Genomic DNA, 21,539 nt, shown 5'->3' on the forward strand with positions numbered 1-21,539 from the left:
TGATTCCCCTCAATGTCTTGCGCGCCAATTCCGGACAGGCTCGTCGGAGATTTCCTTCAAGTTGTAGCGATCTGCATGAACTGGTGCGCAGCTGGGTCCATCGATAGTCTTTTGGCTGTCACTGCAAATTCAGTGACAGGGCGTGGAAGCCCTTCTATCGTTAGGCGCATAAGCGCCACCAGTCCGGCGTTTTTTACCGTCTGTGTTTTATGGTGGCTGTGCGCGGGGCGCTTTCGAGTGCGCCGGGTGCCTAACGTCCCGGTCTTCCACACCTGCGTACAGCCGCCACCAATTGCGTGGAAGTGATTTCTGGCGGCTCCATTCCATACGTTAGGAATCAAGCGATGACAGCAATTACACCTGATCCACCCTACGAAAAACCAATTCCCCTCCCTGAAAACCGCTTCATGGCGCTTACCAGCAACTGCAGCGAGATGCCCACGTTGTTCGTCGATACCCACGCGCCGCTTGATGTTTTGTATGAGGCAGCAAACTACCGAATTCGCGCGGTAACCCAAGTGCTGGAGAACCTGGCAATGCGCGGTTCTATCGAGTGTGATTCCTTCATCCTCAGCGACTTTTCTTTGCTCTGTGCCATTCCATTGCGCGATGGCTGCGATGTGCTGGATGTGATTGGGCGGCGGTTGCGGGCTCGGTCAGCGGCAGATTAGCCTCAGAAGTTTTAGGTGTCTGATCTATTGCCTTCGCGGGCAAGCCCGCTCCCACAGGTTTTGTGTCGTTCGCAATATTTATAAACGACACTAAATCTGTGGGAGCGGGCTTGCCCGCGAAGGCGTCCGACCAATCAGCGCTGCCCTATCAGAAATTCATCCTCTCGCCCAAGCCCCGCGAGGCTATCAATCGATAAAAAAAAGGACCGGGTGCAAGGTGCACCCAGTCCTTTATTCACGACTTGATGAATGACTGTCTACTGACGCTCCGGGGAGCGTCAGTATTAAATTGCAATCAAGTTAGTGCTTGGCCACCGCCGTGTTGAGTTTCAGGTAATCCAGCAGAATCCGCCCGGTCTCGCTCAGGTAGGCATCGTCTTCCGGCTTGGTCTTGTCCGGCTCGGCTGCGATCAGGTCTTCATCTTCTTTCTTCAGCTCTTTGAGCGGCTCTTCGCCCTTGGCCTTGCGACGCAGGTTCTCCATGGTCAGCTGCTTGGCTTCGATATCGGCGTGTTGGGCACGACGGTCGGCTTCATTGAGGCTGACGGTTTTTTCCGCCATCAGTTTCTGCGCCAGGGCCAGCTTGTCGCGGATGAACACGAACTCTGCGTCCTTGGCCGTGCGCACGTCATGCTCGGACTGGAGCTGGGTGATATACGGTTTGAACGGGTCGAGCGCAGGCTTGATCGCCGCACGGATGGTATCCCACGGCATGGCTTCCGGTAGGGCGCTTTCGCCGATTTCCTTGGTGTCGATGATCGACGGGTAGTCGATGTCCGGCAGTACGCCCTGATGCTGGGTGCTCTGGCCGGAAACCCGGTAGAACTTGGCCAGGGTCAGTTTCAGTTCGCCATGGTTCAGCGGCTGGATGGTCTGCACGGTGCCTTTGCCGAAGGTCTGGCCGCCGATGATCAACGCGCGGTGGTAGTCCTGCATGGCACCGGCAAAAATCTCCGAAGCCGAGGCCGACAGGCGGTTGACCAGCAACGCCATCGGGCCTTTGTAGAAGGCGCCCGGGTTTTCATCTTCAAGCACGTCGACCCGGCCATCGGCGTTACGCACGAGCACGGTCGGCCCTTTGTCGATGAACAGGCTGGTCAGCTCGGTGGCTTCCTGCAGGGAGCCGCCGCCATTGTTGCGCAGGTCGATGACCACGCCGTCGACCTTGTCTTTCTGCAACTCGGTCAGCAGTTTCTTGACGTCGCGAGTGGTGCTCTTGTAGTCCGGATCACCGGCACGGAAGGCCTTGAAGTCCAGGTAGAACGCCGGGATCTCGATGACGCCGAGCTTGTAATCCTTGCCATCCTGCTTGAGCTTGAGGACCGACTTCTTCACCGCCTGGTCTTCAAGCTTCACCGCTTCGCGGGTAATCGGCACGATCTTGGTGGTCTGGTCGTTCGGCGCATTGCTGGCCGGGATCACTTCCAGGCGCACCACGGTGCCTTTCGGACCACGGATCAGCTTGACCACTTCGTCCAGGCGCCAGCCGACCACGTCGACCATTTCCTTGTTGCCCTGGGCTACACCGATGATCTTGTCGGCCGGTGCGACCTGCTTGGTCTTGTCGGCCGGGCCGGCAGGCACCAGGCGCACGACTTTCACCTGGTCGTTGTCGCTCTGCAACACGGCGCCGATGCCCTCGAGGGACAGGCTCATGTTGATGTCGAAGTTCTCCGCGTTATCCGGCGACAGATAGTTGGTGTGCGGGTCGTAGGACATGGCGAAGGTATTGATGTACGCCTGGAAGATGTCTTCGGCACGGGTCTGGTCCAGGCGCGCCAGCTGGTTCTTGTAGCGCTTGGTCAGGGTTTCCTGAATCTGCTTGGAGTCCTTGCCGGCGATCTTCATCCGCAGGACTTCATCCTTGACGCGTTTGCGCCACAGTTCGTCGAGGTCCGCGGTGGATTTGAGCCAAGGGGCATCCTTGCGATCGATCAGCAAGGTTTCCTTGGCGGTGAAGTCGATTTTGTCGACGCCTTTGTTCAGCTCGACCAGGGCAAAGTCCAGACGCGCCTTGACGCGGTCCAGGTAGCGCTTGTAGATGGTGAACCCGGCGTCCAGGTCGCCGCTTTTGAGGAAGTCGTCGAACTGGGTTTTCCACTTGTCGAATTCGGCAATGTCGCTGGCCATGAAATAGCTGCGCGACGGATCCAGCAGCTTGAGGTAGCTGTCATAGATGATGACCGAGCGCGCATCATCGAGCGGCGGCTTGCTGTAGTGGTGACGCTTGAGCAATTCGACGACGTTCAGACTGGCGATCACTTCGTCACGGTCAGGCTGAAGCTTGTCCCAGCTATTGGCTGCGAATGAATTGCTCGACATCGGCATCAGGCAGATACCAATGAACAGGGCAAGGGCGGTGCTGGGGAACAAATGCTTCATGCTGATTCGACGCGGGGACAATTGATAACGCATATTAGGCCGTCTTTGAAGTCGCCGGTTCCGTAAAGGCCGGTCGCATAATGCAAAAAGCCCGGCGCTACAGCTACGGGCTCAGTCCAGACTCACTATGGAGGCACTGTGAAAGCATTGCAAGGCGTGGAAGGTCGAGTGGAGTGGGCGGAAGAGCCCAGTCCTACGTGTGATGTAGGACAAGTCCGCATTCGTGTGGCGGCAGCGGGTCTCAATCGCGCCGATTTGTTACAGAAGGCCGGTCTTTACCCGCCACCGCCGGGAGCCAGTCAGGTACTGGGTCTTGAGTGTTCGGGAGTGATCAGCGAGGTGGGTCCGGGCTCCTCCTGGCAGGTCGGCGATCGGGTCTGCGCCTTGCTGGCCGGGGGCGGGATGGCCGAAGAGGTGGTTGTCGACGGACGGCATGTGTTGCCGGTTCCCGAAGGTTTGTCCTTGGCCGAGGCGGCAGCGCTACCCGAAGTGTACGCGACCGTTTGGCTGAATTTGTTTCAACTTGCGGCGCTCAAACCGGGTGAGAAAGTTCTCCTGCACGCCGGAGCCAGTGGAATCGGTTCAGCGGCCATCCAGCTGTGCAAGGCGTTTGGCAACCCGTGCTGGGTCAGCGTCGGTTCCGCCGAACGTCTGGCTTACTGTGAAGCGCTGGGTGCTCAGGGTGGTGTCGTGCGCAACGGCGACCTCAACAGTTTGAGCGATCTGGGGCCGTTCGATGTGATCCTCGACCCGGTCGGTGGCAACTATGCCGAGCTGAATCTGAAGGTGTCGGCCCTGGATGGCCGTTGGGTATTGATCGGGCTGATGGGGGGGCGTGAGGCTAAACTGGACCTGGCTCAGGTGCTGGGCAAGCGCGTGCAGTTGTTGGGTTCGACCCTGCGCAGTCGCGACGATCGGTTCAAGGCGGATTTGTTCAGTGATCTACGCCTGCATGTCTGGCCGTTGTTTGCCGAAGGGCGTTTGAGCCCGCAGCTGGCGAAGACTTTTCCGATCAAGGATGCCGAAGCGGCGTTTGCGGAGCTGGCGAGCAATAAGGTGGCGGGAAAGTTGGTGCTGCTGATCGACGAGAGCTTGAGGTAACCCCCCCTGTAGGAGCGAGGCTTGCCCGCGAAGGGCGCAATGCGGTCTGACAGACATACCGTGTCGCGCCCTTCGCGGGCAAGCCTCGCTCCTACAGGACCGCGGGTTATTTCCAGGTATGGATCGGCCAGCCGGCTTTTTCGGCGTGTTCGAGCAGGACCGGATCGGGGTTTACCACGTGTGGAAAATCCACCTTTAACAGCAATGGTAAATCGTTGCGTGAATCCGAGTAGAAACTCGCGCCTTCCAGGTTTTCCTCCTCCGCATCCAGCCATTCCAGCAAACGGGTGATCTTGCCTTCGCGGTAGGTCAGGGTGCCGAGGGTATTGCCGCTATACACCCCATGCGCCACTTCCAGCGCGATGGCGAGGATTTCGTCGATACCCAGCCGTTCGGCAATGGGCCCGACCAGGTGCGTTCCTGAAGCCGAAATCACCAGAATCCGGTCGCCAGCCTTGCGGTGGGCGGCAATGGCCTTGGTGGCGTCACTGAAGATAATCGGCTCGATGTAGTCTTCCACCCAGGGCGCCACCAAGTGCGCGACTTCGTCGGGCGTGCGTCCGATCAACGGCTCCAGGCTGAAGCTCATGTACGCCTCCATGTCCAGCTTGCCATGACTGTAGGCGTCCATCATTTCGTTGTTGCGACGCATGAAAAACTCGGGATCGACCCAGCCCAGGCGGCCCATTTGCTCACTCCAGAGGGTGGCGCAGTCGCCGTGGATCAGGGTTTCGTCCAGATCAAAAATTGCCAGGGCCATTAGTGGGGGTCTCTTCGAGAACAGCTTCAAACTTAAAGCTGCAGGAATGGATTGAGGTGCTCAGCAGTCTACAACTTGAAGCTTGCGGCTTGAAGCTTGCCGCTGCTTTCAAGCCACCTCACACAGGGCCGTCGGATCGATGGAAAGCGCCAGGCGCTGACCATCGGGGTGCAGGTCGGCCGCCGAGCGATTCAGCACATCCACCACCAGTTCCACGCCCCGGGCTTCGACCCGGTAGCGAATCACATTGCCCAACAGGCTGTGGCTGCGGACCTGCGCGTCGAGTTCGCCATTGAGGCTCAGCTCGATGGCTTCCGGTCGAATCGCGATGCGGTGGGTGATCGGCCGCTGCAGCAATTTCGAGGCGCTGTCGGCGTCCAGCAGGTTGTAGTTGCCGATGAAGCCGGCGGCAAAGACATCGACTGGCGCGGTGTAAAGGGTCTCGGCATCGCCGCTCTGTACGATCTTTCCCTGATTCATCAGGAAAATGCGGTCGGACATGGTCAGCGCTTCCTCCTGATCGTGTGTGACGAAGATCGTGGTCAGGCCGAGTTCGCGCTGGATCTGACGAATCTGTTCGCGCAGGTGCTTGCGAATGCGCGCGTCGAGCGCCGACAGAGGTTCGTCGAGCAGCAACAGGCGCGGACGGGTCACCAGAGAGCGGGCCAGGGCGACACGCTGGCATTGGCCACCGGACAGTTGATGCGGATAGCGGGCGGCAAAGTCATTCAGTTCCACCAGCCTCAACACCTCGGCGACGCGCTTGCGGCTGTCGTCGGCGTTGACCTTCTGCATGCGCAAACCGAAGGCGACGTTCTGTTCCACCGTCATGTTGGGGAACAGCGCGTAGCTCTGGAACACCATGCCGATTCCACGTTTCTGCGGGCTCAGTGGAACGAGGTCGTGATCATCGAGCAGGATCTTGCCGCCGTCCACCGAGGTCAGCCCGGCGATGCAGCGCAGCAGCGTGGATTTGCCGCAACCGGACGGACCGAGGAGGGTGACGAACTCACCTTTTTTGATTTCACAGTTGATGTCGCTGAATACCGTGGTGCCCAAGTAGCTCTTTTGCAGATGTTGGACGCTGACATAGCTCATTCGCTTTTGTCCTTGTTCAAGATATTGGCCGCCCAGGTCAGAACCAGCACAAAGAAGAAGTAGGAAATCACCAGCGCACTGGTGAAGTGGCCGCTGCTGTTGCGCATGTTGTTGAGGTAGACCTGCAGGGTTTCGTAGCGGGTCCCGACGAGGATGTTGGCGAACACGAACTCGCCGAACAGGAAGGAGAACGACAGCAGCAACGCCACCATCAAACCCTTGCGCAGGTTTGGCAGCACCACCAGGAACGCCGCTTGAAAGGTGCTGGCGCCGAGCAGTTGGGCGGCGTCCATCAGGTCGCGCAGGTTGATCGCTTGCAGGTTGTTGGTGATTGCCCGGTACATGAACGGCAGCGCCACGGTGAAGTAGCAACCGATCAAGATCCACGGCGTCCCGACCATCGCGAACGGTCCCGAACCATAGAGCTGCAACAGACCCACCGACGACACCACTGGCGGTACCGCGAAAGGCAGCAGGATCAGGATGTTCATCAGCGCATCAAGTTTGGGGAAATGGTAGTGCACCACAAACAGCAACGGCAGAATCAAAACCACCGACAAAATCAGCGCGCCGACGCAGACCAGAAGCGATTGACCAAACGCATGGAGAAATCGCGGATCACTCCACAACTGCGCATACCATTTGATAGTGAAGCCGCTGGGCAAGATCGTTGCCGACCAACTGGTGGAGATTGAGTAAATCAGCGTTCCAATCAGCGGCAATAGCAGAATGGCAAACAGCAGGTACACCACCACCCGGTGGTAGATACCGACAGGGCCCGGTTCAGCGCGAGACATGGTAGCTCCTCTTCAACAGCAGCTGATGCACGACTGTCACCAGGGTCATCAACGCCACGAGCACTACGGCCAGGGCGCTGGCCAGGTTCGGATCCAGGGAAATATCACCGGAGACCATCGCGGCGATACGGATCGGCAGCACGTTGAAGTTGCCGGTGGTCAGCGCGTAGACCGTGGCGTAGGCGCCCAGGGCGTTGGCCAGCAGGATCACGAAAGTGCCCAGCAGCGCCGGGGTCAGCACTGGCAAGCCGATGTGCCGCCAGAACTGCCAGCCGTTGGCGCCGAGCAATTGGGCGGACTCACGCCAGTCTTCGCGCACGGCGTCGAAAGCCGGGTAGAGCAGCAACACGCCCAATGGAATCTGGAAGTAGGTGTAGAGGAGGATCAGCCCGGATTTCGAATACAGGTTGAAGTCCTGAATGATCCCGGCCTGCTTGAGCATGAGGGTGAAGCTGCCGTTGAAGCCCAGCAGGATGATGAACGCGAAGGCCAAAGGCACGCCGGAAAAGTTGCTGGTCATGTTGGCGAAGGCGTTGACGAAGTTGCGCAGTTTCGAGTCGACCCGGTGCAGGGAGTAAGCGCCAAGTACTGCGATGATGATCCCGAACACGCTGGACCAGAAACTGATCTCGAGACTGAGCCGGATCGCCTGCAGATAGAACTTCGAGCTGAAGATTTTGCTGAAGTTGGCGATGCCCCAGCCAAACTCTTCCGATTGCAGGCTATTGATCATCACCCAGATCAACGGAGCGATCTCGAATACGATAAAGAACAGCGCGAAGGGCACCAGGCACAGCGCCGCCAGCCATTTTCCGCGAGTCATGGCATTCACTTGAGGAGCTCCCGGCACACAGGCTTGTCGTGTGACACACCCAGCAATTCGCAGACGGTGCCGCAGATTTCAGTCTGTTTCGGTGCGGCGCTGGTGTTGAAACTGAAAGCATTGCCGAGGACGAACAATGGCACTTCTCGTTCTTCGGGCAGCAGGCCGTTGTGGGAGCGGTCGTTGTTCATGCCGTGGTCGGCGGTCACCAGCACCTGATAGCCGGCGTCGAGCCAGGTGTGCAGATAGTCGGCCAGAATAATGTCGGCCGAGCGGGCGCTGTTGCGGTATTGCGGGGTGTCGAGGCCGTGCTTGTGCCCGGCATCGTCGATGTTCATGGGGTGGACCAGTAAAAAGTTCGGCCCATGACGCAGTCGCAGATTTTCGGCGTCTGCGAACAGGTGCGAATCCGGGTAGTGATCGTTCCAGTAGAAATGACCGTGCTGGATCGGCAAGTCAGGGCTGTCGGTGTGACGATCCCGTGCTGCAACAAATGGCGAACGGTTATACAGCTCACTGACCCAGTGATAGGCCGCGGCGGCGGTTGTAAGGCCGGCATCGCTGGCGTAGTGATAGATGCTGCGCTGGTTGGACAGGCGCGAGACATTGTTGTGGACGATACCGCTGTCGATCGGCGTGACGCCGGTCAGGATGCATTCATACAGCGGTCGGGACAGGGCCGGCAGTTCGCACTCCAGTTTGTAGAGCGCCGCGCGTCCTGCGCCGACGTAAGCCTGCAGATGGCCCATGGCGTGACGGGCGACCTCGTAATTGAGGCCGTCGAGCACGACAAGGATGACGTTGTGCTTCATAGGGGCGGAACTCCGCAATACAGGTGTTCGGATTCACTCGGTCCACTGTGGGAGCGGGCTTGCTCGCGAAGGCGGGCTTATATTCAACATTGATGTTGGATGTGCCGCCGTCTTCGCGAGCAAGCCCGCTCCCACATTAGATCTCCGGTGTTAGCTATACCGTGTCATTGCATTTCGATGATGACGACTTCCTGCCACTTCTGAGGAACGGACTTGGAAGTCTTCTCCCAGGCGTCGGCGTCCTTGATCGGCGTTACGTGCTTGTACTGTTCATTCGGCAACAGGTTGGCCTGTACTTCAGCCGGCAGGGTCAGGTGCTCGGCACGGATCGGACGGGCGTTGCCGCGCGCCAGGTTGATCTGGCCGGCATCGCTGAAGATGTATTCGCGCGCCAGCTTGGCGGCGTTCGGGTGCTTGGCGTATTTGTTGATGATGGTGGTGTAGCCGGAGATCACCGAGCCATCGGATGGAATCACGACGGTGTAGTCATCCGGATTCACCATCTTGGCCTTGTAGCTCAGGCCGTTGAAGTCCCAGACCACGCCGACTTCGACTTCACCCTTTTCCATGCTGGCAATCGTTGGATCCGTCATCGATAGACGTTTTTGTTTGGCGAGTTCGGCGAAGAACAGCAGGCCGGGTTCAATGTTCTTTTCGTCGCCGCCCTGGGAGAGCGCCGCTGCCAGCACGCCGTTGATGGCCTGGGCGGAGGTGCTCACGTCACCGATGGTGACCTTGTACTTGCCGTTCGCAAGATCAGCCCAGCTTTTGGGGGCGTCAGAACCGTGCAGCAGTTTGTTGTTAATGATGAACGCAATGGAACCGGTATAGGCCAGAGCCCAATGGCCATCTTTGTCTTTGGCCCAGCCGGGAATCTGATCCCAGGTGCTCGGCTTGTAAGGCTGCGAAACCTCTTGCTTGATAGCAATCGGGCCAAAGGCTGCACCGACGTCGCCGATGTCGGCGCTGGCATTGTCTTTTTCAGCTTTGAACTTGGCGATTTCCTGGGCCGAACTCATGTCGGTGTCGATATGTTTGAGGCCATAATTCTTGGCCAGATCGTCCCAGGTGCCTTTCCAATTGGCCCAGTTATCGGGCATGCCGACACTATTGACTTCACCTTCCGCTTTCGCCGCGGCTTCCAGGGTTTTCAGGTCGGTATCAGCGGCCATGGCGGCAGTGCACATGGCAATGGTCGAGCCTAACAGTGATGCCAGGAAAAGCTTTTTCATCCGAAGCTCCTTTGGGCGTTTTCAACGCTGCGATTGCGGTTGTGTTGGTCTAGGTCAGCAATACCTGAGCCAATCTAGGCGGGTGGGATGACATTTTGATGTCGATCGCTGGCCTGCCCCTATTTCCTGCGCAGGAAATCTCAGGATTGGAGATAAGCGTAGACCATGGCTAAAGGGCTGAAATGAAAGGACTTGGCCATGAAATTGCAGGTGACTGGAGCAACCGTTCGGCAACTTTGTCATCTATCAGTCATGTGCAGTGCCTAGGCTTGCACAGAGCTGATGGAGCCGGTTTGACGCGCGGCTCTGCCCTGAAACAGCGCTGGTCTAGTCCAGATAGGTAACGTTGATGCGCATCGAAACAACCAAGGGGGTGACAGCGATCGGGCAGGTCCTGCAGGAACAGCTCGACCATGGCCTGTTGGCGCCCGGGAGCAAGTTGCCGGCCGAGCGCAAGCTCAGTGAGTTGTTCGGTACCACACGGATCACCGTGCGTGAGGCGCTGTTACAGCTGGAAGCCCAGGGCCAGATTTATCGGGAGGAGCGCCGGGGCTGGTTCGTGTCGCCACCGCGCCTGGCCTATAACCTGATGCAGCGCAGTCATTTTCACGCGATGGTCAGCGCCCAGGGGCGAGTACCGTCCACCGAGGTGATTTCGGCGCGGCTGCAGCCGGCATCGGCGGCAGTCTGTGCCTGGTTGCAATTGCCGGCATTGTCGAGCGTGATTCAGATTTGCCGGGCGCGGCGCATTGATCAGCGGCTGGTGTTGTATGTGGAGCACTATTTGAATCCGCAGTTTTTCCCCGGGATTCTGGCGTTTGATTTGAATCAGTCGATGACCGAGCTGTACGCCCGGCATTACGATTTGCATTACGGGCGGGTGCGATTCGAGATCGTGCCGACGGCGCTGTCGGTGGATGCGGCGGCGGCTTTACGGGTGTCAGTGGGCAGTCCGGGGTTGCGGATTGCCCGGGTCAATTACGATCAGCATCAACGGCTGATCGATTGTGATCTGGAGTTCTGGCGGCATGATGCAATTCATGTCGGGGTTGATGTGGTCTGAGCCTGGCCGCCCCAGGCTGCACGTTCTTTACATCATCCAAAGCGATAAATGTCCATGCCCAGGGCGCCCAGGGTGAATCCCTCGTGGCTCACGCTGAATTTGCCTCCGGCGCCGCGGGCAAAGTACAACGGCAACAAATGTTCATCACTCGGATGGCTGCGCACGGCGTTCGGCGCTTGCCGACGATAGTCGTGCAACGCGACGTCATCCTTCGCCTCGAGTTTCTCGACCATCCAGTCGCGAAATACCCTGGCCCAGGGTTCGACGCTTTCCGGTCCGGCGTGCCAGTCCAGTTCGCGCAGGTTGTGGGTAATGCTGCCGGAACCGATCAGCAGCACGCCGTGTTCGCGCAGGCCGGCAAGGGCTTGACCTACCCGGGTTTGCAGGGCCGGGCCGCCGCGGGTGGGCAGTGAGACTTGCACAATCGGGATATCGGCTTGCGGGTACATCAACGATAAGGGCACCCAGACACCATGGTCGAACGGCCGCTTGGCGTCGACGCGTGCAGGCAGGCCCGCGTTCTCCAGCCGTTCGACAACGTCTGTCGCCAGGAGTGGGTCACCGGGCGCCGGGTACTGCACCTCGAACAAGGCCTGTGGAAACCCGCCGAAGTCATGCCAGGTGTCGGGTTGTGGATTGCCGCTGACCAGCAGTTCATTGCTTTCCCAATGCGCGGATACAATGACGATGGCCCTGGGTTTCGGCAATTCGGCGGCCAGGCGCGCCAGGGCGGGCCCGCTGGCGCCCGGTTCGAGTGCCAACATGGGCGAGCCATGGGATATGTACAGGCTGGGGAACATGAATGAGCTCCTGAGGGGTAATATGGCATCATCTTCAGTCAGATCATTGATCTAAATCTAATATAAGTTTTAGGGTCTTTTGATCGAATTTTCGGGATTAATTATGCAGCCGGAGTTTTGGCACAAGCGGTGGACGTCGAATCAGATCGGCTTTCACCTGCCGGAAGTGAATCCATATCTGCAACGGTACTGGCCGCAGCTGGGCCTGGAAGAGGGCTCGCGCGTACTGGTGCCGTTATGTGGGAAAAGCCTGGATCTGCTGTGGCTGGCAAAATGCGGTCACGAAGTGCTGGGCGTCGAATTGTCGGAAAAAGCGGTGGAAGACTTTTTCCACGAGCATCAATTTGATCCGGACGTCAGCGACCAAGGCCCCTTCACTGTCTATCGGGCGGGCTCGATCGAGATCTGGTGTGGTGATTTCTTCGCGTTGACGGCCGGCGATGTCGCTGATTGCAGTGCGTTGTACGACCGCGCTGCATTGATTGCCTTGCCTCCGACAATGCGCGAGCAATACGCCGAGCATCTGAAGCGGATTCTTCCGAAGGATTCGCTGGGGCTGCTGATTACTTTGGATTACGACCAGGCGCAAATGGACGGGCCGCCATTTGCCGTGCTGGATGATGAAGTGCAAAAACTGTTCGGGGCGTCGTGGGAATTGAAGATTCTCGAGGATCAAGACGTTCTGGGTGAGAGCTGGAAGTTTATCGAGAGCGGTGTGACGCGGCTTGAAGAGCGGGTGTATCGGGTTTCCAGCCGATAGATTTGTGTTGATCATTCGGGCCTCATCGCGGGCAAGCCCGCTCCCACAGGTTTTTGTGTCGTTCGCCAATATTGTGAACAACACAAAACCTGTGGGAGCGAGCTTGCTCGCGATGGAGTCCGAATGAACACTGCAAAAATCAGCAGACAAAAAAAGGCCCGCATTCACTGCGGGCCTTTTCTTTTAGTGCGAAGCCTGTCAGCCCCGACGACGCAATGCGTCAATGCGCTCTTCCAGCGGCGGGTGGCTCATGAACATGCGGGCAAACCCCTGCTTGATGCCACCGTTGATGCCGAAGGCATTCAGAGTGTCGGGCATGTGCACCGGCAGCCCCTGTTCCGCCCGCAGGCGTTGCAGAGCGCCGATCATTGCACTGGTGCCGGCCAGGCGTGCACCGGCTTCGTCGGCACGAAATTCCCGTTTGCGCGAGAACCACATGACGATGGAGCTGGCCAGGATGCCCAGGACCAGTTCGGCGAAGATGGTCGCCACGTAGTAGGCGATGCCCTGGCCTTCTTCGTTCTTGAAGATCACCTTGTCGACAAAGTTGCCGATGATCCGTGCAAAGAACATCACGAAGGTGTTCACCACGCCCTGGATCAGCGCCAGGGTGACCATGTCGCCATTGGCCACGTGGCCGATCTCGTGGGCCAGCACGGCTTTGACTTCATCCGGCGAGAATCGCTCGAGCAAGCCTTGGCTGACCGCGACCAGCGCGTCGTTCTTGTTCCAGCCGGTGGCGAAGGCATTCGCCTCGTAGGCCGGGAAAATCCCGACTTCCGGCATCTTGATCCCGGCTTCCCGGGACAGTTGCTCAACGGTTTGCAGCAGCCATTGCTCGTGACGTGTGCGCGGCTGGGTGATGATCTGGGTGCTGGTGCTCATCTTCGCCATCCACTTGGAGATGAACAGCGAGAACAGGGAACCGGCGAAACCAAAGACCGCACAGAAAATCAGCAGCTGATTGAGGTTGAGATCAACCCCGTTGGCCGCCATGAACCCGTTGAAGCCGAAAAGGCTCAGGGTGATGCTGGCAATCAGCACGACCGCCAGGTTAGTGGCCAAAAACAGCAGGATGCGCATCATGGTTGTAGAAATCTCCTCATGCTAAAGATGTAGCGTACTGCGGGGTATATAAGGTGCTGCACCGGGCTATTCAACCAAGTGACTATTTCAAACTGTGTCCTACAGCAAGAGTCTAGCGGGTTGAAGGACATTTCCGACGGCGACAGGGGGAAGTGTCTGTCAGCCCATTAACGTCGCAGGCCCCGTCGTTGTTGGGCGCGAGCAGGCAACCTGTCCTCAATCAGCCGTGGAAGGCATGAGGAAAGGCAGGGGACAAAGATATGTTGCTGAATCAATCACCGTGCGACTCGAATACGCTCGCACGGTGACAGTCCGCTTACTGGCGATAGGACTTGAGGAAATTGCCGATACGTCCGATGGCCATCTCCAGGTCATCCACCCGCGGCAGGGTCACGACTCGGAAATGGTCCGGCCATGGCCAGTTGAAGGCCGTGCCTTGCACCACCAGCAGCTTCTCGGAGAGCAGCAGGTCGAGCACGAATTTCTCGTCGTTGTGGATCGGGCAGACCTTCGGATCGATCCGCGGGAACGCATACAGTGCGCCCATCGGCTTGACGCAGCTCACGCCCGGAATGTCGTTGAGCAGCTCCCAGGTACGGTTGCGCTGTTCCAGCAGGCGACCTTGCGGCAGCACCAGGTCATTGATGCTCTGGTAACCGCCGAGGGCGGTCTGGATTGCGTGCTGGCTCGGCACGTTGGCGCACAGGCGCATGTTGGCCAGCATGTCGATGCCTTCGATGTAGCTCTGGGCGTGGTGTTTCGGGCCGGAAATGGCGATCCAGCCGGAACGGAAACCGGCCACTCGATAGGACTTGGACAGACCGTTGAAGGTCAGGCACAGCAGGTCCGGCGCCAGGGACGCGGTGCAGATGTGCACGGCATCGTCGTACAGGATCTTGTCGTAGATTTCGTCGGAGAACACCACCAGGTTGTGCTGACGGGCCAGTTCCAGCATGCCCAGCAGGACTTCTCTGGAATACACCGCACCCGTCGGGTTGTTCGGGTTGATGATCACCAGCGCCTTGGTATTGGGGGTGATCTTGGCCTTGATGTCGGCCAGGTCCGGCCACCAATTGGCCTGCTCGTCGCACAGGTAATGCACCGGGTTGCCCCCCGACAGGCTCACCGCAGCGGTCCACAGCGGGTAGTCAGGGGCCGGCACCAGCACTTCGTCGCCATTGTTGAGCAGGGCCTGCATCGACATCACGATCAGCTCGGAAACGCCGTTGCCCAGGTAGATGTCCTCGATGCCGACGCCTTCCACCTGCTTTTGCTGGTAGTACTGCATGACGGCCTTGCGCGCACTGAACAGGCCTTTGGAGTCGCTATAACCCTGGGCGGTCGGCAGGTTGCGGATCACGTCCTGGAGGATTTCATCCGGCGCTTCGAAACCAAAGGGCGCCGGGTTGCCGATGTTCAGCTTGAGGATGCGATGGCCTTCCTCTTCCAGGCGTTTGGCGTGCTTGAGCACTGGGCCGCGAATGTCGTAGCAGACGTTGGCGAGCTTGTTCGATTTGCTGACCTGCATGGCGATGTGTTCCCGAAAATGAACGATCCAGGCGGCGTGTGAACGACCGTGCTGGGAATCCTGCGTATTCACACAGGCCTGACGCCTTGAGAAGCGGCACCCATAAATCCGTTTGAATGCGCGTGGTCTGGCTGCCAGACTGGCGTTTGACGAGGCGCAATCATACGTGCCGCCCGATCCGTGGAAAAGGTACAGATCGGGCTTTTTCAGCTGCCGAGGTGTGATGATGGAAAAGTTGGAAAAAAACCTGGAAGAATGGAAGGCGATGCTCGATCCGGAGCAGTACAACGTTTGCCGCCTCAAGGGCACCGAACGTCCGTTTTCCGGTAAATACAATGACAGCAAGGTCGACGGTGTCTACCACTGCATCTGCTGCAACGAGCCGCTGTTCGACTCGAAGACCAAATTCGACTCCGGCTGCGGCTGGCCGAGTTTCTACGCGCCGATCGGCGACAGCGCCATGGTCGAGATCCGGGATGTCAGCCACGGCATGATCCGCACCGAGGTGGTTTGCGCCAAATGCGATGCGCACCTGGGGCATGTGTTCCCGGATGGTCCGCCGCCGACCGGGCTGCGGTATTGCATCAACTCGGTGTGCCTGGACCTGGTGCCACGCGAGTAATACGGGATCAGGCCATCTGTGGGAGCGAGACCGGCTTGCCGGCGAAGGGGGCGTGGCAGTCGACATCAATATCGGGTGTGAATCCGCATTCGTCGGAACGCCGCCCGGAGCCGGCTCGCACCCACAATTGAACTTTGTCGACTCGAAATTTGTGTACGCCCCGAATACCTGTAGGAGCGAGGCTTGCCCGCGAAGGCGTCCTCAGGGGTGACGGGGCTTTTGATCTTGTCAATATCCGTTTCTGCGGTCACGGCGACTTAGGGTTCCGCCCTTACGGCGGGTCACTTGGAAAAGCGCCAAGTAACCAAGCGCTCTTGCCCCTGTCGTTCGGTGACTCGCCTAGGCTCGGCATGCCCTCGCTCCGGTCCTGCTCCGTGGGCCCGCCGCGATCGGCCATCCATGGCCGTGCGCGGCTAACCCCCATGCCGGGTTGCCCACTGCGCAGAACCTGCGCTCGGCCTCTCGAGGGGGCGTGCACCGCAAAAGCAAAAGCAAAAGCGAGGCGGCCTACCGGGCCGGCCTGGCGCTGTTAAATGGTGCGCCCATCATTCAGGTGCAGGGTCAAAACTCACCCCATGGACTGGCAAGTGCCAGCGTGATGAGGTAGCGCTCGTCTGTGGGGCGCTTATCATCTTTAAAGCGTCTAATAGCCAGCATCACTTGATACTGGTTGTCCGCTTGCCAGTAAGCTTTGCTGATTCTATGCCCGTCTTGCAATTGGGCACGCCATTGCGATGTGTCGGCAAACGATGGAAAGTCAGTGACCCAGATTGGCTTCCAGCCGCCTTTGCGCCATTGCGCCTGCAAATCCAGTACGACCTTTAGCGTATCGTCGAGCAACAGCGGTTCGATTTGCGGGGACATACGCACACCGTTGATCAATTCATCATCGAACATAACTGTGAAATAGCGGGCCAGAGGGGTCACGAATCCGAATTGGGTATCTACAAAACGGAGGCGGGCATCCGACTTGGGAATACTGAACCAAGAGTGACCCGGAATAGCTGGGCCAATGGGTGCGCTGGAACGCTGGCGCATAGCCTCGTACGGTTCGCCAATCACCAGTGCAATTTCTGGCTCACCCGATAGCGCCTGGATGGCCGCAACCGAAAGAAGGGTTACGCCCGCCAACGCCAATATGCCACGTCTCCAGCCCACACGCTTCATCACGCTCATCGCACGCCCCGGCCCGCTTCGATATCTCGAATGGCCTGTTCGATCAGGTAGCGATTGCTGTCGTGCAATAGCTCGTCAAACTGCGCAGCGGCCTTAAGTACGAAAGGCATGCGTTGATTGATATCGGACAGATCGGCGAAGGGGTTGCTGCCAAAGCCAATGGTGCGCTCGTCATCGACGCGATGGCACTGCCTGGCCAGGGTAAGTTCTATGGCTTGAGTGGCACTGGAGAGCAAGCCAGTAACGTAGAAAACATGGTTGCCACGAAGCAAACGTACCAATTGCGGGTCGCTGTACATTGCCGGTTGCAAGATGTTGACCTGTTCGTGCTTGGCGAGATGCTCAACACTTTTGGCGATATTGCCAGTCTCAATGGCCTCGAAAGTTTGCAGGATTTCCTTGTAGTCATAACCGAACTCCAGCTTTCCCTGCGCTACCGGTCAAAGCACTGGTTGCTGATCATGCCCATAAATGTTGCTCCGTGAGCGCAGGCAAGTCTTGAGCGACGTAAATCCCCGCTCCTGATAAAAAACATGCAGCGGAAACACATCCAGAAACAGCGTTGTATTGCCCATCGCCAGCATCTCGTATACATGCTGGAGTTGCCGTTGCACGAACGACAACGGTTCACCATCGCGCCTGAGGTCGATGCTCGGTACTGGGTTGTTGCGGCGGGCCTGCTGATAGTCCCGTTGCGCTTGCTCGTATTTCTGAAGTGTCTCCTGCCTCTCGCGTTCGCCGGAGGGGCGCGGCGCCGTTGGCGAGGGACTGTTTGCGGCAGGCGTGAACGGTTGGGCGGCGGTTTGAGCGCGTGGCACTATGGCCCCATCTTCGATCACCTGACACCTGAAAGTCTGGTTGGCAATCAGCCGCGGCGGTGGGTCGCACTTGCAGTGGCAGAGGTCGCCGTCCAAGGCAGCATTACGCCCATCCAGCAGATCCACCAGACGCGGACCGTCGCAGACAATCTTCCCGGTGCTGTCGCATTCCGGGCATTTGACTTCATCGCCCTCGCGGGCCATCGCCTGGCCATTGATGGTGCTGTATTCCCAGCCGGTGAGCACGGTGCCGTCGACGGTGGTCTTGGCCCCGACGGTGATGTGATAGCGCATCATGCGGTGCATGTCCTTGTTTGAGCGAAGGGACAGGCACGCTAAGCGAGGCGGTGAAGGCAGATAAATCAGATGTTTCGTTGTTTTGTGTAGGCCGATTCTGAACAGCGAACGAAGATCAAAAGCTCGTTCGATCGCAGTCTGGTGTGGGGCATCAAAGTCAAAAGATCGCAGCCTTCCGGCAGCTCCTACAGGAGAACTCGTACGCTTGAAGGACAGGTCGGCCCGTAGGCCGCCTCGCTTTGGCTTTGGCGGTGCACGCCCCCTCGGAACCCTAAGTGCCCGTGACCGTAGAAACGGATATGTACACGGTCAAACATACCCATCGCCCTTCAGGACGCCATCGCGGGCAAGCCACGCTCCCACAGAAAGCGAACCCGGCCGACTATTGATTTATTAAATTGCACACAATTCAATTGCTCGCTATGTTAATCAGACCTGCCTTACCTTCAGAGTCCAGATCATGAGCGACAACCTGCTGAGCATTCCCTGCACCACCATCAAGGGCGAGCAAAAGACCCTGGCGGATTTCGCCGGCAAAGCCGTATTGGTGGTCAACACCGCGAGCAAATGCGGCTTCACCCCGCAGTACAAAGGGTTGGAAGAGCTGTGGCAGACCTACAAGGATCAAGGTCTGGTGGTGCTCGGCTTTCCCTGCAACCAATTCGGCCAGCAGGAACCGGGCAACGAAGGGGCAATTGCCGAATTCTGCGAGTTGAACTACGGCGTCAGCTTCCCGCTGTTCAAAAAGATCGAAGTCAACGGTGCTGACGCCCATCCGCTGTTCGTGCAATTGAAAAAGCGCGCACCGGGCGTGCTGGGCTCCCGGGGCATCAAGTGGAACTTCACCAAGTTCCTGATTGGCAAGGACGGACAGTTGGTCAAGCGCTTCGCTCCGGCGACCAAGCCGCAGGACCTGAGCCGCGAGATCGAAGCCCTGCTCAAATGAATACCTTGTCCGTCGATTCCCTGAAGCTCGACAGCCAGCTCTGCTTCAAGTTGTATGCCGCTTCCCGGGCGGTCATCCGCGCCTATAAGCCGATGCTCGATCAGCTCGGCCTGACCTATCCGCAATACCTGGCGATGCTGGTGTTGTGGGAGTGGCAGGAAGCGACCCCGGAGCAGCCGACGGTCAAGGCGTTGGGCGAACGCCTGGCGCTGGATTCCGGCACGTTGACCCCGCTGCTCAAGCGGCTTGAGCAGTTGCAGCTGGTGCAGCGTCAGCGTTCGGCGCGGGATGAGCGTGAAGTGCACCTGAGCCTGTCACCTCGCGGCCAGGCGTTGCGCGCCCAGGTGGGGCCGCTCAAGGCGCGTCTGTTGTGCGACAGCGGTGTCGATCTGGATCGCCTGCATGATCTGCGGGAGGGTCTCGATCATCTGTTGGGCCAGATCAAGGCACTGTCGTAGCCGGCATCCACAAATCCAGCAGGGCGGCCAGCTCTTCACGGCGAAACGGCTTGGCCAGGTAATCGCTCATGCCCGCGGCACGGCAGCGTTCGCGTTCTTCGGACATCGCATTGGCGGTCAGGGCGACAATGGGCAACTGTGGCCAGCGCCCGCTGCGACGGATGTGCCGGCTGGCTTCGTAACCGTCCATCACCGGCATGTTGCAGTCCATCAGCACCAGATCGAAGTCACTGTGCTCGAGTTGATCCAGGGCCTCGCCACCGTGAGCGGCGACGATCACCTCGCAGCCGAGTTTGCCAAGCATGCCCTTGGCCACCAGTTGATTGACCGGATTGTCCTCCACCAACAACACCCGTCCGCGTCGCAAGGGTGAGCGATTATCGAGCCGGGCATCGTTGATGGAGTTGATGTCCGGCTGCAACACCCGCCGCAGAGTCTGGTACAGCGCATTACGCGCCAGAGGCCGCGCCTGTTGCTGCAAGGGCGCCAGGGCGCTGGCTTCTTCGGTGGGCATGAAACTGCCGTAGGCGGTCACCAGCAAAATCGGCGCCGTGCAGGTGGGACGCAGGCCGAACAGGCATTCGGGGCAGTCGGTGATCACCACATCCGGGTCCAGTCCGATCAACGAGTCGTCGATCGAACGTTGCTGATAGTCGAGGCCCCAACCCGGCAACAGGTTCTTGAGCAATTCTGCCAGGCCGCTGCTGGCGGCGGTGATCGCGATGACCTTGCCCGGTAACGTTGCCGGCACCAGGGCGCGGGTGTGGCAAGGCAGCGGCAGGTCGGCGCAGAACTGGCTGCCGAAGCCGGCTTCGGAGCTGATGGTGAGGCGCCCTTGCATGGCTTCGCAGAGGTTGTAGGTCAGTGCCAGGCCCAGGCCGGTACCGCCGAATTGTCGGGTAATGCCGGCACCCGCCTGGGTGAAGGGCTGGAAGATCTTGACCTGGGCGTCCTGGGCGATGCCGATGCCGGTGTCGCAGACCTCGATTCTGACACCGTCCCCGAACGTAGACAGGCGTACATCGACCCGACCGAACCGGGTGAACTTGAGGGCGTTGGACAACAGGTTGCTGACAATCTGCCGGACCCGGGTCGGGTCACCGAGCACCAGCGCCGGAAAGTGCGGATCGATCAGGCAGGTCAGCTCGACGCTGGGCGCGGCGTTCTGCGACAGCAGGTTGGCGGTGTCTTCGATCAGCGAACCGAGATCGAACGGAATGTGTTCGAGTTCAAGTTGACCGGCATCGAATTTCGACAGGTCGAGAATATCGTTGAGCAATTCCACCAGCACTTTTCCCGAGTCATGGGCAATGGACAGCTGTTGCTGTTGCTCGGCATTGAGCGGGCCATCCAGTGAGAGCGCGATCATCCCCAGCAGACCGTTGAGGGGCGTGCGGATTTCGTGGCTCATGTTGGCCAGGAATACCGAGCGCGCTTCGGCCATGTCCAGGGCGGTGCGGCGGGCGACTTCCAGTTCCTGATTGGATTGGCTGAGCCGGGAGTTGATCGCCTTGAGTTCCGCGGTACGGGCCGAAACGATGTTTTCCAGTTGTCCGAGGTAGTCGGTCAGACGGTTTTCGGCGTTGCGCCGCTGCTGGATTTCGGTGGCGATGTTTTCGAATTGCTGGTTCGCAACTTTGACCAGCACACCGATCTCATCGTTTTCATGTCCGACCGGGCACTCCAGCCACGTCGGTTCGACGCTGCGCGGATTGCGGCTGCTGAGTTCACGAATCACCCGTACCAAGGGTTTGGTCAGCATCACATAGAACAGTGCAAGCAGAATGCCGGTCAACAGCAGGCTACGGGTGAAGCCGTTGAGCAGGGTCACTTCGGCCCGACTCAGGAACCGGCTGCCAAATGAAAAGGTGTCGACATCCAGGCGCAGGGTGCCGAGGGATTCGGAAGGTAGATGATCCAGGTACAGGCGGTCTTCGAAGTGCCGGTTGGCGCCAAACAGGAAGTCGCTGATCACCCGATAACCGCTTTGCAGGCCAGGGCGTTTGACTTTGGCCAGCACCGTACCGTTGTTGTCGATCAATTGCGCGCCAATGATCGCGGGCGAGCGCAACAGGCCCAGGGTCAGTTCCTGGGCGAGTTCGGCGTCGATGTTGTAGGCGATGCGCGACGCGGGGTTATGACTGATTTCCAGCAGTGACAGGATTTCGCGGTTGATGGAGGCATCTTCACTGGCATAATCGATGCCTATTTGCAGCAGACTGAGCAGCGTGCCAAGAATGAAGCCGACCAGCACGGTCAACCGGGCTTGCTTGTAGGACAGTCGGTGGGTGAACTTGATATCCATGGGG

19 protein-coding genes and 1 pseudogene are annotated in these 21,539 nt (G+C 58.8%); 7 read left to right on the forward strand and 13 right to left on the reverse strand.

Annotated elements, in window-relative coordinates:
• Positions 1 to 344: 344 nt before the first annotated feature.
• The gene (locus tag F8N80_RS10905) at positions 345 to 671 is read left to right on the forward strand and encodes a hypothetical protein (protein ID WP_150783845.1); all 327 of its coding nucleotides are present in this window, start codon (positions 345 to 347) and stop codon (positions 669 to 671) included.
• A gap of 300 nt (positions 672 to 971) precedes the next feature.
• On the opposite strand, the gene F8N80_RS10910 is transcribed toward F8N80_RS10905, so the two are convergent.
• Positions 972 to 3,053, reverse strand: a complete 2,082-nt coding sequence (locus F8N80_RS10910; RefSeq protein WP_191632899.1) for a carboxy terminal-processing peptidase — start codon at positions 3,051 to 3,053, stop codon at positions 972 to 974.
• A gap of 138 nt (positions 3,054 to 3,191) precedes the next feature.
• Between F8N80_RS10910 and F8N80_RS10915 the strand changes: the two genes are divergently transcribed.
• On the forward strand, positions 3,192 to 4,154 hold the full coding sequence (locus tag F8N80_RS10915; protein WP_150783846.1) for a zinc-binding dehydrogenase: 963 nt from the start codon (positions 3,192 to 3,194) through the stop codon (positions 4,152 to 4,154).
• A 106-nt stretch (positions 4,155 to 4,260) separates the two neighbouring features.
• Here F8N80_RS10915 and F8N80_RS10920 read toward each other — a convergent pair whose 3' ends face one another.
• From F8N80_RS10920 to F8N80_RS10945, 6 genes are all read right to left on the reverse strand, one after another.
• On the reverse strand, positions 4,261 to 4,914 hold the full coding sequence (locus tag F8N80_RS10920) for an HAD family hydrolase (RefSeq protein WP_150744477.1): 654 nt from the start codon (positions 4,912 to 4,914) through the stop codon (positions 4,261 to 4,263).
• 108 nt (positions 4,915 to 5,022) lie between these two features.
• The gene (locus F8N80_RS10925; RefSeq protein ID WP_150744478.1) at positions 5,023 to 6,012 is read right to left on the reverse strand and encodes an ABC transporter ATP-binding protein; all 990 of its coding nucleotides are present in this window, start codon (positions 6,010 to 6,012) and stop codon (positions 5,023 to 5,025) included.
• Positions 6,009 to 6,809 (reverse strand): ABC transporter permease, encoded by an 801-nt coding sequence (locus F8N80_RS10930; RefSeq protein ID WP_150783847.1) that lies wholly within the window; start codon positions 6,807 to 6,809, stop codon positions 6,009 to 6,011. The genes F8N80_RS10925 and F8N80_RS10930 overlap by 4 nt, the downstream gene beginning before the upstream one ends.
• Positions 6,796 to 7,632, reverse strand: coding sequence for an ABC transporter permease (locus F8N80_RS10935; RefSeq protein WP_412071170.1), 837 nt, complete (start codon positions 7,630 to 7,632; stop codon positions 6,796 to 6,798). Before F8N80_RS10935 ends, F8N80_RS10930 begins: the two co-directional genes overlap by 14 nt.
• 5 nt (positions 7,633 to 7,637) lie before the next feature.
• The gene (locus F8N80_RS10940) at positions 7,638 to 8,444 is read right to left on the reverse strand and encodes an alkaline phosphatase family protein (protein ID WP_150744481.1); all 807 of its coding nucleotides are present in this window, start codon (positions 8,442 to 8,444) and stop codon (positions 7,638 to 7,640) included.
• 164 nt (positions 8,445 to 8,608) lie between these two features.
• Positions 8,609 to 9,676, reverse strand: a complete 1,068-nt coding sequence (locus F8N80_RS10945) for an ABC transporter substrate-binding protein (RefSeq protein ID WP_150744482.1) — start codon at positions 9,674 to 9,676, stop codon at positions 8,609 to 8,611.
• 349 nt (positions 9,677 to 10,025) lie between these two features.
• On the opposite strand from F8N80_RS10945, the gene F8N80_RS10950 reads away from it, so the two are divergent.
• Positions 10,026 to 10,739, forward strand: coding sequence for a UTRA domain-containing protein (locus tag F8N80_RS10950; protein ID WP_150744483.1), 714 nt, complete (start codon positions 10,026 to 10,028; stop codon positions 10,737 to 10,739).
• A gap of 32 nt (positions 10,740 to 10,771) precedes the next feature.
• Here the strand turns inward: F8N80_RS10950 and F8N80_RS10955 are convergent, their stop codons facing one another.
• A complete protein-coding gene (locus F8N80_RS10955) occupies positions 10,772 to 11,539 on the reverse strand; it encodes a DODA-type extradiol aromatic ring-opening family dioxygenase (RefSeq protein WP_150783848.1) in 768 nt (255 codons plus the stop codon).
• Between the two features lie 103 nt (positions 11,540 to 11,642).
• On the opposite strand from F8N80_RS10955, the gene F8N80_RS10960 reads away from it, so the two are divergent.
• Entirely contained in the window at positions 11,643 to 12,299 is a 657-nt protein-coding gene (locus tag F8N80_RS10960; RefSeq protein WP_150744485.1) for a thiopurine S-methyltransferase, read from the forward strand.
• A 198-nt stretch (positions 12,300 to 12,497) separates the two neighbouring features.
• On the opposite strand, the gene htpX is transcribed toward F8N80_RS10960, so the two are convergent.
• Both htpX and F8N80_RS10970 read right to left on the reverse strand, forming a co-directional pair.
• Entirely contained in the window at positions 12,498 to 13,385 is an 888-nt protein-coding gene (gene htpX, locus F8N80_RS10965; RefSeq protein WP_064676487.1) for a protease HtpX, read from the reverse strand.
• 316 nt (positions 13,386 to 13,701) lie between these two features.
• A complete protein-coding gene (locus F8N80_RS10970; protein WP_150783872.1) occupies positions 13,702 to 14,913 on the reverse strand; it encodes a pyridoxal phosphate-dependent aminotransferase in 1,212 nt (403 codons plus the stop codon).
• Positions 14,914 to 15,139: 226 nt separating this feature from the next.
• Here F8N80_RS10970 and msrB point away from each other — a divergent pair, with 226 nt between their 5' ends.
• Positions 15,140 to 15,535, forward strand: a complete 396-nt coding sequence (msrB, locus tag F8N80_RS10975) for a peptide-methionine (R)-S-oxide reductase MsrB (protein ID WP_150744486.1) — start codon at positions 15,140 to 15,142, stop codon at positions 15,533 to 15,535.
• Positions 15,536 to 16,096: 561 nt separating this feature from the next.
• On the opposite strand, the gene F8N80_RS10980 is transcribed toward msrB, so the two are convergent.
• Together F8N80_RS10980 and F8N80_RS32145 are read right to left on the reverse strand one after the other, a co-directional pair.
• Positions 16,097 to 16,711 carry a hypothetical protein gene (locus tag F8N80_RS10980; protein ID WP_150783849.1) on the reverse strand — a complete coding sequence of 205 codons (615 nt, stop codon included), beginning with the start codon at positions 16,709 to 16,711 and terminating at the stop codon, positions 16,097 to 16,099.
• A pseudogene (locus F8N80_RS32145) lies at positions 16,708 to 17,835 on the reverse strand (PAAR domain-containing protein). Before F8N80_RS32145 ends, F8N80_RS10980 begins: the two are co-directional and overlap by 4 nt.
• Before the next feature lie 451 nt (positions 17,836 to 18,286).
• On the opposite strand from F8N80_RS32145, the gene F8N80_RS10995 reads away from it, so the two are divergent.
• Positions 18,287 to 18,772: a glutathione peroxidase gene (locus F8N80_RS10995; RefSeq protein WP_150744488.1), complete on the forward strand. Its 486-nt coding sequence runs from the start codon at positions 18,287 to 18,289 to the stop codon at positions 18,770 to 18,772.
• A complete protein-coding gene (locus F8N80_RS11000) occupies positions 18,769 to 19,230 on the forward strand; it encodes a MarR family winged helix-turn-helix transcriptional regulator (RefSeq protein ID WP_150744489.1) in 462 nt (153 codons plus the stop codon). The genes F8N80_RS10995 and F8N80_RS11000 overlap by 4 nt, the downstream gene beginning before the upstream one ends.
• Here F8N80_RS11000 and F8N80_RS11005 read toward each other — a convergent pair.
• Entirely contained in the window at positions 19,214 to 21,535 is a 2,322-nt protein-coding gene (locus tag F8N80_RS11005) for a hybrid sensor histidine kinase/response regulator (RefSeq protein ID WP_150744490.1), read from the reverse strand. The two genes, F8N80_RS11000 and F8N80_RS11005, sit on opposite strands and share 17 nt — an antisense overlap.
• Positions 21,536 to 21,539: the final 4 nt, after the last annotated feature.

Source organism: Pseudomonas fluorescens, assembly GCF_902497995.1.
Classification (GTDB): Bacteria; Pseudomonadota; Gammaproteobacteria; order Pseudomonadales; family Pseudomonadaceae; genus Aquipseudomonas; species Aquipseudomonas fluorescens_BK.